At 66.6% G+C, this 14,960-nt stretch carries 15 protein-coding genes; 9 read left to right on the top strand and 6 right to left on the bottom strand.

Features of this window, described 5'->3' with window-relative positions:
* Positions 1-19 precede the first annotated feature (19 nt).
* From ACKFR8_RS11400 to ACKFR8_RS11390, 3 genes are read left to right on the top strand one after another with little or no spacing between them, the layout of a single operon-like run.
* A complete protein-coding gene (locus ACKFR8_RS11400) occupies positions 20-223 on the top strand; it encodes a FeoA family protein (RefSeq protein ID WP_306507053.1) in 204 nt (67 codons plus the stop codon).
* A 2-nt stretch (positions 224-225) separates the two neighbouring features.
* Complete coding sequence (locus ACKFR8_RS11395; RefSeq protein WP_408930120.1) at positions 226-2,157, top strand: ferrous iron transporter B; 1,932 nt, start codon at positions 226-228, stop codon at positions 2,155-2,157.
* Complete coding sequence (locus ACKFR8_RS11390) at positions 2,157-2,426, top strand: hypothetical protein (protein WP_408930119.1); 270 nt, start codon at positions 2,157-2,159, stop codon at positions 2,424-2,426. Before ACKFR8_RS11395 ends, ACKFR8_RS11390 begins: the two co-directional genes overlap by 1 nt.
* On the opposite strand, the gene ACKFR8_RS11385 is transcribed toward ACKFR8_RS11390, so the two are convergent.
* Positions 2,398-3,819 carry a PH domain-containing protein gene (locus tag ACKFR8_RS11385; protein WP_408930118.1) on the bottom strand — a complete coding sequence of 474 codons (1,422 nt, stop codon included), beginning with the start codon at positions 3,817-3,819 and terminating at the stop codon, positions 2,398-2,400. The genes ACKFR8_RS11390 and ACKFR8_RS11385 overlap by 29 nt on opposite strands.
* Entirely contained in the window at positions 3,816-4,265 is a 450-nt protein-coding gene (locus ACKFR8_RS11380; RefSeq protein ID WP_408930117.1) for a PH domain-containing protein, read from the bottom strand. Before ACKFR8_RS11380 ends, ACKFR8_RS11385 begins: the two co-directional genes overlap by 4 nt.
* 58 nt (positions 4,266-4,323) lie before the next feature.
* Here ACKFR8_RS11380 and ACKFR8_RS11375 point away from each other — a divergent pair, with 58 nt between their 5' ends.
* On the top strand, positions 4,324-4,584 hold the full coding sequence (locus ACKFR8_RS11375) for a helix-turn-helix transcriptional regulator (RefSeq protein WP_070708296.1): 261 nt from the start codon (positions 4,324-4,326) through the stop codon (positions 4,582-4,584).
* 7 nt (positions 4,585-4,591) lie between these two features.
* Positions 4,592-5,062 carry a hypothetical protein gene (locus ACKFR8_RS11370; RefSeq protein ID WP_408930116.1) on the top strand — a complete coding sequence of 157 codons (471 nt, stop codon included), beginning with the start codon at positions 4,592-4,594 and terminating at the stop codon, positions 5,060-5,062.
* A 6-nt stretch (positions 5,063-5,068) separates the two neighbouring features.
* Here ACKFR8_RS11370 and ACKFR8_RS11365 read toward each other — a convergent pair whose 3' ends face one another.
* Positions 5,069-8,206, bottom strand: a complete 3,138-nt coding sequence (locus tag ACKFR8_RS11365) for an error-prone DNA polymerase (protein WP_408930115.1) — start codon at positions 8,204-8,206, stop codon at positions 5,069-5,071.
* Positions 8,207-8,372: 166 nt separating this feature from the next.
* On the opposite strand from ACKFR8_RS11365, the gene ACKFR8_RS11360 reads away from it, so the two are divergent.
* The 3 genes from ACKFR8_RS11360 (at position 8,373) to ACKFR8_RS11350 (ending at position 11,078) form a co-directional block, all read left to right on the top strand.
* The gene (locus ACKFR8_RS11360; protein ID WP_296131584.1) at positions 8,373-9,263 is read left to right on the top strand and encodes a MetQ/NlpA family ABC transporter substrate-binding protein; all 891 of its coding nucleotides are present in this window, start codon (positions 8,373-8,375) and stop codon (positions 9,261-9,263) included.
* A gap of 94 nt (positions 9,264-9,357) precedes the next feature.
* Positions 9,358-10,401, top strand: coding sequence for a methionine ABC transporter ATP-binding protein (locus tag ACKFR8_RS11355; protein ID WP_408930114.1), 1,044 nt, complete (start codon positions 9,358-9,360; stop codon positions 10,399-10,401).
* The gene (locus ACKFR8_RS11350; RefSeq protein ID WP_408930113.1) at positions 10,398-11,078 is read left to right on the top strand and encodes a methionine ABC transporter permease; all 681 of its coding nucleotides are present in this window, start codon (positions 10,398-10,400) and stop codon (positions 11,076-11,078) included. The genes ACKFR8_RS11355 and ACKFR8_RS11350 overlap by 4 nt, the downstream gene beginning before the upstream one ends.
* Here the strand turns inward: ACKFR8_RS11350 and ACKFR8_RS11345 are convergent.
* The gene (locus tag ACKFR8_RS11345; protein WP_408930112.1) at positions 11,075-11,944 is read right to left on the bottom strand and encodes a sucrase ferredoxin; all 870 of its coding nucleotides are present in this window, start codon (positions 11,942-11,944) and stop codon (positions 11,075-11,077) included. The two genes, ACKFR8_RS11350 and ACKFR8_RS11345, sit on opposite strands and share 4 nt — an antisense overlap.
* A gap of 89 nt (positions 11,945-12,033) precedes the next feature.
* On the opposite strand from ACKFR8_RS11345, the gene ACKFR8_RS11340 reads away from it, so the two are divergent.
* Positions 12,034-12,678: an AMIN-like domain-containing (lipo)protein gene (locus ACKFR8_RS11340; RefSeq protein ID WP_408930111.1), complete on the top strand. Its 645-nt coding sequence runs from the start codon at positions 12,034-12,036 to the stop codon at positions 12,676-12,678.
* A 9-nt stretch (positions 12,679-12,687) separates the two neighbouring features.
* On the opposite strand, the gene ACKFR8_RS11335 is transcribed toward ACKFR8_RS11340, so the two are convergent.
* Positions 12,688-14,220, bottom strand: a complete 1,533-nt coding sequence (locus ACKFR8_RS11335; protein ID WP_408930110.1) for a DNA polymerase Y family protein — start codon at positions 14,218-14,220, stop codon at positions 12,688-12,690.
* The gene (locus ACKFR8_RS11330; protein ID WP_408930109.1) at positions 14,217-14,909 is read right to left on the bottom strand and encodes a hypothetical protein; all 693 of its coding nucleotides are present in this window, start codon (positions 14,907-14,909) and stop codon (positions 14,217-14,219) included. The genes ACKFR8_RS11335 and ACKFR8_RS11330 overlap by 4 nt, the downstream gene beginning before the upstream one ends.
* Positions 14,910-14,960: the final 51 nt, after the last annotated feature.

Genomic DNA, 14,960 nt, shown 5'->3' with positions numbered 1-14,960 from the left:
CACTGCCGACGCTATCCCGATGGGATGCACCGTAACCCTGGGTAGCGACTGTATTTCCTGCACCTGCGACGCCGCATTGGCGGTGCGTCTCGGCGAGCTGGGCATCCGCCCCGGCGCCACCCTCACCATGGGCCCGCGCGTGGCCGGTGGCGCGCGGGTGGTCTCGGTGGGAAGCTGCCGCTACGCCATCGATAAGGCAACTCTCAAGGCCATCGAGGTCTAGCCATGGCCTCCTCCCCTAGCTGCCACGGCGATCCGGGCGGCGCGCTCGCCCCTGCCGGCGCGCCCATCATCGCGCTCGTAGGCTCCCCCAACTCCGGAAAGTCCACCCTGTTTAATGCGCTCACCGGCGCGAAGGCGCAGACCGGCAACTGGCCGGGTACCACGGTGGCGGTCAGCCGCGGCGCGTGGACATTGGGTGATCGCACCGCCGATCTCATCGACTTCCCCGGTACCTATTCGCTCGATCTGCTCAGCCCCGATGAGGCGCTCACCCGCGCCATGCTCATCGAGTGCGCCGATTGCGAGCGCCCCGATGCCGTCGTCGTGGTCGTCGACGCCACCGCCGTGGCCCGCGGCCTCAACGTCGCGCTCCAGCTGGCGGAGCAGCCCTACCGCATCATCATCGCCCTGACGAAGACGGACGTAGCACTCAACCAGGGCCAGGTCGTCGACGCTTCTGCGTTGGCCGAGGCCACGTCCATTCCGGTGGTGGTTGTGGATGGGCGCCGGCGGGAGGGCGTCGAGAAGCTGCGCGAGATTGTGCTCGAGTCCTTGGCGCACCATCCGGTGCAGCTGCGCGAGGATACCGGCCTGGAGGGGCGCTTCGCGGAGCTGGATGCGGCGGCGAAGGCCTCGGTGAGCGAGGTTGAGCATGCCACGCCGCTCTCCCACCGCCTCGATGCGGTCGCACTCCACCCGGTGATCGGGCCGCTGCTGTTTCTGGCCGTGATGTGGGCGGTCTTCCAGATCACCACGACGGTGGCCGCTCCCCTCCAGGACGGCCTGAAGGCCCTGGTATCTGGCCCCTTGAGCGACTGGGCACGGGCGGGGCTCGCGGCCATCGGCCTGGGTCACCCGCTTATTACGGGCTTGCTTGTCGACGGCCTCATTGGCGGTGTCGGCATGGTTCTCACCTTTGCCCTGCTCATGGCGCTGATGCTCTTGTGCCTAGCCGTGCTGGAGGATTCCGGCTACATGGCGCGCGCGGCGGTGGTGACCGACCGCCTCATGCGGGCCATCGGCCTGCCGGGCAAGGCCTTTATCCCGATTGTCGTGGGCTTTGGCTGCAACGTGCCGGCGATTTCGGCCACGCGCGTACTCGGTAGCCCGCGGCATCGCATCATGACTGCACTGCTCATCCCGTTCACGTCGTGCTCGGCGCGCTTGGTGGTCTTCGTCATGCTCTCGGCCACGTTCTTCCCGGAGCATGCCGGCAGCGTGGTGTTTCTTATGTACGTCATATCCATCGCGCTGCTCGTGCTCGTGGATTTGGCGCTGCGCACGACGCTGTGGCGCGCGGTGCCGGAAGAAGCGCTCGTTATTGACCTGCCGACGTACCAGCTGCCCACCGTGCGCCTGGCGCTCAGCGTGATGTGGACGCGTCAAAAGGGCTTCTTGAACACCGCCGGTGGCATCATCGTGAGCACCGTGGTCGTGGTGTGGCTGCTCATGGCCATCCCGGTCGGCGCGGCCGTCCACGACACCACCCTGGGCGAGCCGCAGGCCCCGGAGGATTCCGCCTATGGCGCGGTCTCGCACGCCATTGCCCCTGCTTTTGCCCCGGTTGGTTTCGATTCCTGGTCCCTGGCCGGCCCTCTGGTCACTGGTTTCGTGGCCAAGGAGGCGCTGATTTCGACGTGGGCGCAGACCTACGCCGTCGACGACGTCACCGATGCCTCCGCCGAGGAGCAATCCCACAGCGCGCTCAGCGACCACGTGCGTGAAGATTTCGAGCAGGCTTCCGGCGGGCATACTTTGGCTGCGGTGTGGGCCTACATGCTCTTCCTGCTGGCCTACACGCCGTGCGTGGCCACGGTTGCCGCGCAGCGCCGCGAGATTGGCTGGCGCTGGACACTCTTTGGCTTCGGCATGCAGCTAGCCACCGCGTGGGTGCTGGCCGTGGCAGCCTTCCAAATTCTGAAGGTGTTTATCTAATGCCCGCCTCCCCCATCCAGGCCGTGCAGGAAGCTATCGAATCCGGAGTGCGTTCTCGTTCGGCCATAGCTGCCGAGACCGGACTGGAGCCCGGCACGGTGGACCTCGTCCTGGAGCACCTCACCGCCAGCGGCGTGCTGGACATGGAGCCACTGGGCTCGTGCCCATCGGGCGGGTGCGGGTCCTGTTCCGCGGCCTCTGCCTGCGCGGGTCCAAGCAGCACCCGCGGTCCGGTGCTGCTTAAGCTTCGCCGTCCAGCGAGCCGTTAAGCGGGCCCTCCAACGCCGGAAGGCGGCGGGTGCGCAGTCGGGTGAGGAGCTCGGAGGCATCATGAGGCGTGAGATCCTGACCCGCCATCTTGACCGGCCCCGCCACGAGGTCGAAGCGCACGGTACGCACCCCCGCCAGGTGGCTCAGCGGCCCCACCTTGAGCGTGAGCTCCTGAATGTGCGGGGTGCCAATGACCATGACGCGGCGGTTGACGCGGCCGCGGTGGACGATGGTGACCGGCTTCGGGGCTTCCACCAGCGTGACCGACTGCTGCCTGCGGTCCACCGGGCTGATCCACCGTGCCCGGCGCGGCGAGGTGTACGTGGGCTGCGTGTGCCCCTCGGGCCGGGCGAAGTCCTCAATTTGCGCGCGGTCCAGATCCGAAACGAGCGCCAGCAGCTCCAGCGCCTGCTCGCGGGTGCCCACCGGCAAGATCCGGGTGGAGCCGGACTGCTTGCCGCTACTCTTCGCGCCATAGCCTGCGACCGATACGTGCACCTCGTACCAGCCGAAGCGCCGCCACAGGAAAGGCTGGCTTACCCGAACACCGTGGATGCGATTGATGCGGATGGTCTGGCGGCGACGATCCGCTAGGCCATAGGAGATGTTGAGGGAGTTAGAGGGGGCGTCGTGAAGCGCGGTGAACGTCCACGAAGAATCCACCAGGCTCCACACGCGCCCCACATAGCCCACGATGACCGGCAGAAGTGCCGTCCACATGCCAGGAATAAAGAGCAACCCACCGATGAAGATCGCGGTCACGAGCGTGGGAAGACGAAACAGCTCCGCAAGAAGCGTGCGCAGGATAGGAATCTCCGGAATCAAGGCATCCGCGGCGGGTTCTTCCTCTACCTCCATGCTCGGTGCAGTTGCCGAGTCCTCTCCGTGCGTGCGGCGCAGCAATTCTTCACGCAGCTCTTCCGCCTTCGCCTTGGACAGGTACTCGATCTTGATAACAGAAGAGGTGCCGCCGGCGGTCTCCACGCGGACCGTCGCCAAGCCCAGCAGCCGCGCGATGACGGATTCCACCACGTCCACCGCCTGGATGCGCTCGTAGCGCGCGGAGCGGAATGACGTGGAAATCACGCCGTGGCGCAGCGCGACTTCGTCCTCGGTGAGCTTGTAGCCCAGCTTGCGCCACCACACCCCAGACACCAGCCAGATGGCAGCACACACCAGCACGAAAGCGCCGATCCCCAGCAGGGTGCCGCGGCCCACCTCTCCCAGATGTCCGCCCTGCAGGTAATTCAGGACATCCGACACCATGGAGGCGTTAATGTTCACCGCAAGGACGGCCACCAGGGCCAGAATCAGCGACCAAAAGCGCAGCAGCGGGGTAAGTCGGTGGACGCGGGTGTAGCCGTCGGCGTCGACAAGCGCGCGGTCTTTCACAGTCCACTCATCCTCTCACGTGCCTTGACGGCGAGGCGCTCGCGCAGGGCGTCGGCATCCGCGGCGACCAGGCCGGGGATGGTGGCATCACTGCTGGGCGAGGCCGTGTGCAACTCCACCTTCTTGAGCCCCATCGCGCGCTCCACGGGGCCGGCGGTAACGTCGACGAATTGGATGCGACCATAGGGAACGACGGTGAAGGTGTGCCAGATTTTGCCGCGAGTGACCAAAAATTCGTCGGCGGTTTCCTGCCAACCTAGGTTTTTCACCTGCGCGGGGATGAGCCAGAGTTCATAGAGCGCCCACACGACGAGCGCGCCGGCGACCCAATAAAGCCAGTCCCACCAGAAATACGCCGCGGCGGCCGCCACGGCGGCGAGAATAATATCCCAGCTTAAATTCGTGATGTAGCGGGCCTTGGTGAGCTTCGGCGATACCGGATTCATGCCACCATTCTAACACGGACTCTTGACAAGCTGTTGGGTTTATACAACACTGTGATGCATGTCCCCAAAGAAGAAACCTACCCGCCCACTATTTAACCGGGTGCGCGTGCTCCGCGTTGAACGGGACATGACGCGTGCACAGCTTGCCGACGCCATCGGGGTCAACCCCCAAACCATCGGCGCACTCGAGCGCGGTGACCACTCGCCCAGCCTGGACCTCGCCTTCAATATCTGCGAGGTCTTCGACCTGCCCGTGGAAGCCGTGTTCTCCCGGACCGAATTCACCCCTATGTCCTCCGAAATCTACCGAAAGGACTAGCCCGCACATGTCCGCCCCTATTCCCGATTCCGTTAAGACCCGCAAGCGCTACATCACCCTGACCGACCTGTCCACCGTCCTTATCATTGCGTCCATCCCCCTGCAGTTCTGGAGCCTTTTCACCTCCATCATGGTGGCCTGCCTCGGCACGTTGCTGTGCGCACTGTTGACTGCACGTTTGCGTACCACCATCAACGCGGCAGACCTGCCCAGGACAGAACTTGATGAGTACGAGATGCAGCAGCACCTCGAAGCCCGCGACGACGGCCTCAAGTTCTCCCTCGCCGCACTCGTTATTCTGCTGCCAGTCACAGGCCTTATCGCTTGGGGCGCACGGACCATGCCCATCATGGACGGCGTGTTTGTATCCCAGCTCTACCTCAAGATCATCCTGCTGCTCATGGTGTGGGTCCCCTTCTCCGTGGCGCGTTCCCTGGCCGGCAAGATGAACCGCGACGAACTCATCTCGAAGGAATAAGCGCCCCTAGCGGAAGTCCCGCGAGCCGCGCGAGAGCGCCTCGCCGAAGGCCAGCGGCTCCAGCTGGTCCGCAGCAACGGTAACCGCACCGGAGGCATTCTGCACGATGCCGCGCACAATCAGCGCAGGAGCCGTCCGCGCCGTCACCTTATCCCGGGCCCACAAGCCCGGCGAGACCATCACGTTCATCAACCCAGTCTCATCCTCCAAGCCGAAGAAGACCACGCCACCTGCAGTGTGTGGACGCTGGCGGTGCGTGACCACCCCGGCGATACGCACGCGGGTGCCATCCTCCACCCCCGGCAGATCCGCCGCCGACAAGACACCGCGAGCCCGCAGCGCCTCACGCGCCTGCTCCATCGGCTGCTGGTTGTGGGTCACACCAGTGCTCGCCACGTCCGCCGCCATAAGCTCAAAAGCACTCATCCCCGGCAAAGACGGCGCCTCAATGGCCGAAAGCCCCGGCAGCATCCCCGCCTGCTCCGTCGCAGCCACACCGGCCTGCCACAACGCTTGGCGACGATCCACCCCAAAGACATCCAAAGCCCCCGCCACCGCAAGAGCCTCCACGTGATCGACGGTGAGATCAGCACGACGGGAGAGATCCGGGACGTCGGCAAACGGCGCGGCCGCCTCAATCCGATCGGCGGCCTTATCGCCCAACCCTTTGATGAGATTAAGGCCCAGGCGGATGCGAACCTCACCGTCCTCGCCCCGCACCGCACGGGCCTCACGACCCGAATCATTAACGGTGGCCGGCAGCACCTCCACGCCGTGGCGGCGCGCATCCTGAATAAGAGACTGCGGCGAGTAGAAGCCCATCGGCTGCGCGCGCAGCAGGCCCACGCAAAACTGCGCCGGATAATAGCGCTTGAACCACGCCGAAAAGTACACCAAGGAAGCAAAAGACTGCGAGTGCGACTCCGGGAAGCCGTACGCGGCAAAGGCCACTATCTTCGTCCACAACTTGTCCGCGACGTCCCCGGTAATTCCGTTGGTGCCCTTGAGGCCGTCGTAAAAGCGCTGCTTGAGTGCGGCCATCTTGGCCGGGGAGCGCTTCGACCCCATCGCGCGGCGCAGGTCATCGGCCTCCGCGCCGCTGAAACCGGCGGCGTCGACAGCAATCTGCATGAGCTGCTCCTGGAAAAGTGGAATGCCCAGCGTCTTGCCCAGGGACTTTTCCAGAACCGAGTGATCATACTCCACCGGCTCAATGCCGTCGCGGCGGCGCAGGTAAGGGTGCACCGACCCGCCCTGAATGGGCCCCGGGCGGATGAGCGCGACCTCCACCACGAGGTCGAAGAAGACCCGCGGCTTGAGCCTGGGCAGCGTGCTCAGCTGCGCGCGGGACTCCACCTGGAACACGCCCACCGCATCCGCGCGGCAGAGCATGTCGTAGACTTCCGGGTCCGCCAGGTCCAGCTCCCACAGATTGACTACCCTGCCGGTGGTCTCCTCCACCACGTCCATCATGTGGTGCAGGGCCTCGAGCATGCCCAAACCCAGCATATCGAACTTCACCAGCCCGGCCGCGGCGCAATCGTCCTTATCCCACTGCAGCACCGAGCGGTTCTCCATGCGCGCCCACTCCACGGGCACGACATCCGCAATCGGCCGGTCACACAGCACCATGCCGCCGGAGTGAATGCCCAGGTGGCGCGGTTGGCCGAGGAACTGCTCGGCCAACGATTCGACGTCGCCAGGCGCGGGCGCAATCCCCTTCGACCACGCATCGGCCGAGCCCTGCGGATAGCCCAACGCCCGGGCGGCATCCCGCAGCGCCCCTTTGCGGCGGTAGGTAATCACGTTGGCCACCTGCGCGGCGCGCTCGCGACCATGCTTGGCATAGACGTACTGAATGACCTCCTCGCGCCGTCCCGATTCAATATCAATGTCGATATCCGGCGGGCCATCGCGGTCCGGGGACAAAAAGCGCTCAAAAAGCAGACCCGCGGAAATCGGCTCCGCGTTCGTAATCCCCAACGCGAAGCACACCGCGGAGTTCGCCGCCGAGCCTCGCCCCTGGCACAGAATGTTCTCCCGCCGGCAAAAATCCACGAAGTCACACACGATGAGGAAGTAGCCGGGAAAGCCCAGCTGCTTGACGACGTCCAGCTCGTAGCGCATCTGCTCCCATGCCCGCGTTCGAATTTCCTGGGGCCGCGAGGCATAGCGCGCCTCCGCGCGCTCAAAAGTGAGGTGTTCCAGCCACGTCATCTCGGTGTGGCCGGCGGGTACCTCGAAGTCCGGGAGGTTGGGCGCGAGTGCGGCCCAGGTGAAGCTGCACTCCTCCAGCACGCGAACGGTTTCGGCGATGAGCTCAGGCCGGTCGGGGGCAAGCTGCGCCATCTGTTCTCCAGAACGCAGCCAGTGTGCTCCCATGGGGTGGGCGTCCGGTGTGGCGTCGCCAAGCGCCAGGCGCCTGCCCAACGCCTGCTTGGCTCCCGCCAGCCGCGCGCGATCCCGGGTGGCGGCGGCCGGGTGGGCGGTGGCGATGGCGCGCGACACGGGGAGCTTATCCAGCGCCGCGTGGTGGTCAGCGTCCTCCGGAGTGAGCGTGTAGGCGTACTCCAAAACCATGCTGTCTATTTTTATTCTATCGAGCAGAAGATCGAAATCCTCCGCCCATTCCCACCCCACGAGAAAGAGGCACTCGTTCTGTAACTCCGCGGCAATCTCCGCCAGTGGCGGGTAGGCCACAGCCCCCTTTTCTCCCGCCGCCATGCGGGCGCGGGAGATGAGTCGGGATAGGCGGCGGTACCCCTCCGGAGTTCGCGCCAGGACAGTCAGCGGCGCCGGCTCCAGGCTGAGCTCCGCGCCAAAGACGGCGGGTAATCCCACTTGTGCGGCGGCCTCCGCGCACTTCATCAACCCATAGAACCCATCCCTATCCACCAGCGCCAATCCGCGCAGCCCCAACTCGACGGCCCGGGCAACCAGCTCCTCTGGTTCCGAGGCCCCCTCCAGGAAGCTATAGGAGCTCACCGCATGCAGCTCCGCGAAGGCAACGGCGGAGTGCCCCGCCTTAACCTCCTCCACCTGCTGTGACAAGTGGTCCACCGACACGGGAGTAGGCCCCGGCCGGCCGGACAAAATCCGCTCCACCCGCGACCATGGCAGAGCCTGCCCCCCGTTAAACCTCATAGCCCACACCCTATATTCGAACACATTTTCCCGTCAAGGTTTTCGTTGAACAATCCAGAGGATAGACAAAGCGGTTCAATCGTTGCTAGTTTGACGAGCAGTGCATAACACCTGCGGTGATTTTTCCTCGCCGCACCCGATTTAGAAGGGACATGTGAACCCCATCATGAGCATCCGACGCGTACTTGCCGCTACTTCTGCGGCCGTCATCGCCACTACCGGCCTGGTAGCTTGCTCCTCCGACTCCTCGGACTCCAGCGGCTCCGGAGAGGAGATCACCAAGGACTCCACCATCAGCATCGGCACCACCGACGCCAACATGGAAGAGTGGTCCGTGTTCCAGGACCTGGCCAAGGAAGCCGGCTACAAGGTCGAGCTCGAGAACTTCGCTGATTACAACACCCCGAACCAGGCACTGGACCAGGGCCAGCTGACCACCAACAAGTTCCAGCACCTGCAGTTCCTGGCCAAGTACAACAAGGGCAACGGCACCGACCTAGTCCCGCTTGCCGCGACCGAGATTTACCCGCTGGCCATCTACTGGAAGGACCACAAGGACCTCTCCGGCGTCGAAGGCCAGGAAGTGGCCATCCCGAATGACTCCACCAACCAGGGCCGCGCCATCGGCCTGCTGGCGCAGGAAGGCCTGGTCACCCTCAAGGAGGACAGCCCGCTGACCCCGTCCCCGATGGACATCGATGAGGGCAAGTCCAAGGTGAAGGTCTCCCCAGTCGACGCCGCCCAGACCCCGGCGGCCTACGGCGAGGGCAAGCCGGCCGTCATCAACAACTCCTTCCTAGAGCGCGCCGGCATCGACCCGCAGTCCGCCGTGGCACAGGACGATCCGAACTCCGAAGAGGCCGAGCCCTACATCAACGTCTGGGCCGTGCGCGCCGAGGACGCGGACAACGAAACCCTCCATGAGCTGGCCAAGCTGTGGAAGGACCCGAAGGTCACCGAGGCCGTGCTGAAGTCCTCCGGCGACACCGCCGTGGCCGTCGACCGCCCGCAGGAGGAGCTGCAGGAGATTCTGGACCGCCTCGAAGAGCAGGTCTAAGCCCCTCTCCCCTTATGCCTCATTTGCCCCCGCGTCGCGCTGACATGCGCGGCCGGGGGATTTGGCCGTTACTCACACTGACAAAGGACACCCCGTGACACAACAGACTGGCGCCCGCAGCGGCACCCGGATTGAGTTCCGCAACATCACCAAGGTCTTTAGGAACAAAAAGACCACCACCACAGCGCTTAACGACGTCTCCCTGACCGTCGAGCCCGGCGAAATCGTCGGCATCATCGGCTTCTCCGGCGCCGGCAAGTCCACGCTGGTGCGTATGATCAACGGCCTGGACAAGCCCACGTCGGGGCAGCTGCTGTTGGACAACACCGATGTTGTCCCCCTCCCCGAGTCGCAGCTGCGCAGCATCCGCCGCAACATTGGCATGATCTTCCAGCAGTTCAACCTCATGTCCTCGCGCACCGCGGCGGGCAATGTTGAGTACCCGTTGAAGCTGCAGGGCGTCGGCAAGCAAGAGCGTACCCAGCGCGTGCAGGAGCTCCTCGAGTTCGTCGGCCTGGGAGACAAGGGCGATAACTACCCGGAGCAGCTTTCCGGCGGCCAGAAGCAGCGCGTTGGCATCGCCCGTGCGCTGGCCACGCAACCTTCGCTGTTGCTTGCCGACGAAGCCACCTCCGCCCTCGACCCCACCACCACCAAGGAAGTCCTGGAGCTGCTGCGCAAGGTCAACCGCGACTTTGGCATCACCATCGTGGTCATCACCCACGAGATGGACGTCGTGCGCTCCATCGCTGACAAGGTCGCCGTCATGGAAAACGGTCGCGTCATCGAGTCCGGCAGCGTCTACGAGGTCTTTTCCCAGCCCAAGACGGCCGTGGCGGAAGAGTTCGTGGCGACCTCCCTGCGCAACACCCCGGACGTGGTCGAGGCCGATGATCTGCTGGCCCACGAGGGCCGCCTGTTCACCATCAACCTGACCGAGAAGTCTGGCTTCTTCGACGCCGCCGGCCAGCTGGCCGAGCGCGGGGTGGACATCGCCGTGGTCCACGGCGGCATCACGACCCTGCAGAAGCACTCCTTTGGCAAGCTCACCGTGCGCCTCAACGGCCCGGCCGACGCTATCGAGGAGTTCTACGCCCGCATGCAACGCACCACCGACATTGAGGAGATTCAACGATGAACGTCACCTACCTCGCGGAAGCCAACTGGGACCGGCTGAGCGGCACGCTTGTCGACGCCATCAAGGACACCCTCATCATGGTCGCCACCACCATGGTGGTCGCCGGCCTCATCGGCCTGGTCCTCGGCGTCCTGCTATACACCACCCGCCCGGGCGGAATCCTGCAGAACAAGTTCATCTACTTCATCATCAACATCCTGGTGAACTTCATTCGCCCGATCCCGTTCATCATCCTGCTCGCCTTCGCGCAGCCCCTCACGGTGGCCGTGCTGGGCAGTTCCATCGGCCGCGAGCCGGCCACGTTCGTCATGGTCATCGCGGCCACCTTCGCGGTGGCCCGCATCGTGGAGCAGAACCTGGTGGCCATCGACCCGGGCGTTATCGAGGCCGCCCGCGCGATGGGTGCCTCGCCGTGGAAGATCATCACCACGGTCATCGTGCCGGAGGCCCTGGGCCCGCTGGTGCTGGGCTACACCTTCCTGTTCATCGGCATCGTCGACATGTCCGCCATGGCCGGCTACGTCGGCGGCGGCGGTCTGGGCGACTTCGCTATCGTCTACGGCTACCGCGCCTTCGAGTGGCAGGTCACCGTGGTGGCCACCCTCATCATCATCGTGCTGGTGCAGGCCGCCCAGTTCTTCGGCAACTGGCTCTCGGCCAAGATTATGCGCCGCTAGCCGCGCCGCGCGACGCGGCGCGCGGCGAAGTATCGAGAGGTCTTCGGCTCGTCTCCACAGGAGGAGACGACGCCGGAGGCCTCTTTTTCTTCCAGCTCTACGTCCCACACGCGGCCGTCGGCGTGGCGGACCACGACGGTGCCGCTCTCCCCCGCGGCTTCGTCCTCCGTGTCAACACGGAGGTCGCCGTAGTGGAGGGCCTCGTCGGCGCCGAGAAGCAGGCGCGCCACCGCCAGCTCCGCTACCTGACCCCGCGGGGTGGTCAGGCCGCTGCCGCGGTTGGCGGGATAGAAGTACTCGCCGCGCAGGGACTTGCCCACTAGCTCGCGCCCGGCCTCCACGTTGAGGCGGCCGAAGGAATAGCCCCAGGGCATCAGCAGCACCGAGGGCGCAAAACGGTGGCCCTTGGTGTGGGAGGTCTCCCACACCGTCTCCTCAAACTCGCAGGCCAGCGACGCCGCCAGCGGGCGACCCTTGACCGCGCAGCAGGCGTCGCGCTTGGCGTGGGTACACACCAGCACCAGCGGCAGGCACGTGCCGGTGGGGTGCTCCAGGTCGAGGTCCAGGATGTCCTCCGGGCCGTTGAGCACGTAGTCCTGTACCAGGCCCTCGCGCGCCCACACCACGAAGCAGCGGAAGTGGCCGGTCCCGCGCTCGTGTCCAGCGCGCCCGGGGCGGCGGATGAGTTGCAGCCCCGCCACGCCCTTGAGCTTGGCCTTCAGCTTGTCGGTGAGGCCGGGGCCGAAGGTGTCACCGTCGAGGACGTCGCGGGACCACGCCGCGGGCCATTCGAAGAGCACGTAGACGGACTCCTGCTTGGCAGTACCGGGCAGGGGCTCAATCTGGGTGTCGGAGCAAAAGGACATGCCGCTAGTTTAACTACCTTCACAACAATGTGGTTACGATGCCCATCTCCGTTCCGAGTTCGCCGCGGTGGGCCGCTACGCTCGGAGTTATGCCGACTCACACTCTCGTGCGCGCAGCCGTCCCCGTGGCCGCACTCGCTTTCTCGAGTGCGCTCGTGCTGCAGGGCTGCGCCGCCTCCTCAGACTCCGGCGCTGGGCCCACCAAGACTCTTGACGCCACCCTCTCCGGCGCCACGACGTCGACGCCGTCCGTGACCGCGCACGCGCCGACCCCCATGGCTCCGGCTGGGCTTACCCCGCTGGGCGACGCCAACCTGGCCATGAAAACCCTGCGTCCCCCCGCTCCTTCCGAGCTCGTTGTCACGAGCGTGCGTGTGGGCAAGCACGAGGGGTTCGACCGCGTGGTCTTCGACTTCACCGGTAAGGGCTCGCCCGGCTGGTTCATCGACTACACCGATTCCCCCGCGCAGCAGGGCTCGGGCAACCCGATTTCCTACCAGGGCGCCACGGCGCTCGACGTCAGCATTGACGGCACCGCCTACCCATTCCAGCTGGAAATGGAGGACCCGAATATCGGCACGGTCCCGGGCGCGGGCGGCGTGGTGACCCAGGTGCTCAGCGGCGGCACGTTCGAGGCCCGCTCGCAGTTCGTTATTGGCCTCGACGGGCGCCATCCCTACTCCGTGCAGGTGCTCAACGAGCCGACGCGCCTGGTTATCGACGTCCTGCATTAGACCCCGCACCTAGGTGTAGGTCGCTTCCACCGACCAGCGCCCGCCGGCCCACACCAGCAGCCAGGCGCGCTGTCCTTGCGCGTTCTCCCCCACCACTTGCAGGCGCGCGCAGCGCTGCGCCGCGTTCGGGTCCCACCAGGCGGCGTCCACCGGCCAGGGCCCGGCCCACCCGGTCACCCGGTAGCGGTGGCGGCCCCAGCTGAGACCTGCGGGCTCGCCGGAGAGGAGGGCCTCGGCGGTGACGATGATGTCGGCCGCGGAGGCGTCGATTAGCCGAATGCGCGCGGCCGGGTGCGCCAGGCTGGCCGGCAGCGGCGAGGGGATGCGCCCGGGCCAGCTGCCCTCCGGGGCGGGATCGCGCTGCTCGCCGTAGGGCACGAGCTCGATGCGCTCGGCCACCCCGCGGCCGGCGGCCGAGCGCGGCTGCAGCACGCGGTCCACGCCCAGCTGGGACTGCACGCGCGCGATGACGCGCTTGGCCTGCTCATCGGACTCGGCCGCGCCCCACAGCACGCTGTCCCCGGGCGGGGCGAGCTCCACCGGCTCCAGCACGAGCTTGAGCACACCCCCGCCGTCGCCCGCCCGCGCGCTGCTTAACCACCCATCGAGCTGCCAGCGCACGCGATCCGCCGTGGCGGCCTCACTCAAGGCCTCCTGGGTGCGCCAGATGCGCTCGAGGCGCTCGCCTCCTTCGAACTCGGCGCCGATGCGCAGGCGCACGCACACAAGCCCGGCGCGATCCAGCGTCGCGTGGAGGCGCGCCGCCAGCTGGCGCGCGGCGAAGGCCGCAGCGTCGACGCGCTCCAGGGGCTCCTCGAAGACCTCCTCCACGCCCAGGTCCGGGCGGGCCAGCTCCGGGGCCACCCGCCTGTCGGGGGCGGCGGACGCCACCGCGTGGCAGCGCCGCCCCGCCTCACCGAAGCGCGTGGTGACCTGGCGCAGCGGCAGGGCCGCAAGCTCGCCCAGCGTGCGCACGCCGAGGCGCTGCACCGTGTCCACCACGTCGAGCGGGCAGCCCAGCGACACCTCCGCCGCCAGCACGCCCACCGGCTGGGCGGCGAGGAACGCCCGCGACCCACCGGCCGGCACCACCGCGCCGAGGTTCTCGTGGCGCGCGGCAATGAGTGCGGTCGCAATCTCGTCTGCGACGCCGACGGTGGCGTCGAGGTGGGCCCGCGCTGCGGCGTCGACAAGCATCTCCACCGCCTTCGCCTCACTGCCGTGGAAACGCCCCGCCGCGCCCGCATCCACGATGACCAGCCCCGGGCGCAGGACCTCCACCGAGGACGCCACCGCGTCGAGGCTTGCGGCGATCTCCGCAAACACCACGCCATCCCGATCCGGGTTAGCCTCCTCCACCCGTAGCTCCGGCAGCACGGCCTGGGCCTGGCGCACGCGCATGCCGCGGCGCACCCCCGCCCGGCGCGCCGGCGCGTTGCACACAACGACGCGATGCTGGGACACGATGGCGCACGCCCCCACCGCGGTATCCTGCAGCGCCTGGATAGGCCAATCCGGGAACCACAGGGCCGCGACCCTCACACCGCCTCCAGGTGCGGCCGCTCCGGGCGCGCCCCGCAGCTCAGCAGCCCGCGCTGCGGCGGCGCCCCGGTGGTGGCCACGCGCACGTCAATATCGACCCCGCGGATGCGCCCCACACCGCGCCCCACGCCGCGCACCGCGACGACCTCCGCCCCGATGTCCATCGCCGTGCCCGGCAGCCGCGTGCCGACGGTGAGCAGCGCCGCCTGCCCGCCACGGACCTTCGCCAGCACCGGGCGTGCGCGGGTGGGGCTGAGCTTGCCGACGCCCCGGTGCACCACCAAGTCCAACCCCTCACACAGCACCCCGGTCACCGCCCAGGGCTCCGCCCCAGGATCCGGCACCACGATGACCCGGGAGAGATCTCCATCCTCGTCCACCTGTGCGAGAGAGAGATCTGGCCAGCCCACCACGCCGACGTGTCCGCCCGCCGCGCTAACATGAGAGACCAGATCAACAACAAGTGCCGCGCACTCCGCGCACGAGGTAACCCGCTTCCGGGGCAGTCCACCCCCGGGGAGCAGGGATGATAGACCCTCGGGGACGCCAAGGACATCAACATCCGGCTGTACCTCGAGGGAGGAATCGGGGGCCTCCAGGCGGTGAATCTGGGCGCGCAACGCCGCGATTCGGTCGGCCTGCGAACCGCCCCGCACCCCAGCCACTGCACGAACACCTGTTTGATTCATGTCTCCCATTATGAACCTCACCTCGGACACGCGCAATTGCACTGGTAGCGT

Source organism: Corynebacterium axilliensis (assembly GCF_046097495.1).
GTDB lineage: Bacteria > Actinomycetota > Actinomycetes > Mycobacteriales > Mycobacteriaceae > Corynebacterium.
This window is presented reverse-complemented; position numbering and strand designations above follow the sequence as displayed.

Excerpts from the sequence above, each read along its gene's own strand:
- ACKFR8_RS11400 (WP_306507053.1), top strand. The coding sequence starts at position 20 with ATGGGATGCACCGTAACCCTGGGTAGCGACTGTATTTCCTGCACCTGC.
- ACKFR8_RS11395 (WP_408930120.1), top strand. The coding sequence starts at position 226 with ATGGCCTCCTCCCCTAGCTGCCACGGCGATCCGGGCGGCGCGCTCGCC.
- ACKFR8_RS11390 (WP_408930119.1), top strand. The coding sequence starts at position 2,157 with ATGCCCGCCTCCCCCATCCAGGCCGTGCAGGAAGCTATCGAATCCGGA.
- ACKFR8_RS11380 (WP_408930117.1), bottom strand. The coding sequence starts at position 4,265 with ATGAATCCGGTATCGCCGAAGCTCACCAAGGCCCGCTACATCACGAAT.
- ACKFR8_RS11375 (WP_070708296.1), top strand. The coding sequence starts at position 4,324 with ATGTCCCCAAAGAAGAAACCTACCCGCCCACTATTTAACCGGGTGCGC.
- ACKFR8_RS11370 (WP_408930116.1), top strand. The coding sequence starts at position 4,592 with ATGTCCGCCCCTATTCCCGATTCCGTTAAGACCCGCAAGCGCTACATC.
- ACKFR8_RS11365 (WP_408930115.1), bottom strand. The coding sequence starts at position 8,206 with ATGAGGTTTAACGGGGGGCAGGCTCTGCCATGGTCGCGGGTGGAGCGG.
- ACKFR8_RS11360 (WP_296131584.1), top strand. The coding sequence starts at position 8,373 with ATGAGCATCCGACGCGTACTTGCCGCTACTTCTGCGGCCGTCATCGCC.
- ACKFR8_RS11350 (WP_408930113.1), top strand. The coding sequence starts at position 10,398 with ATGAACGTCACCTACCTCGCGGAAGCCAACTGGGACCGGCTGAGCGGC.
- ACKFR8_RS11345 (WP_408930112.1), bottom strand. The coding sequence starts at position 11,944 with ATGTCCTTTTGCTCCGACACCCAGATTGAGCCCCTGCCCGGTACTGCC.
- ACKFR8_RS11340 (WP_408930111.1), top strand. The coding sequence starts at position 12,034 with ATGCCGACTCACACTCTCGTGCGCGCAGCCGTCCCCGTGGCCGCACTC.
- ACKFR8_RS11330 (WP_408930109.1), bottom strand. The coding sequence starts at position 14,909 with ATGAATCAAACAGGTGTTCGTGCAGTGGCTGGGGTGCGGGGCGGTTCG.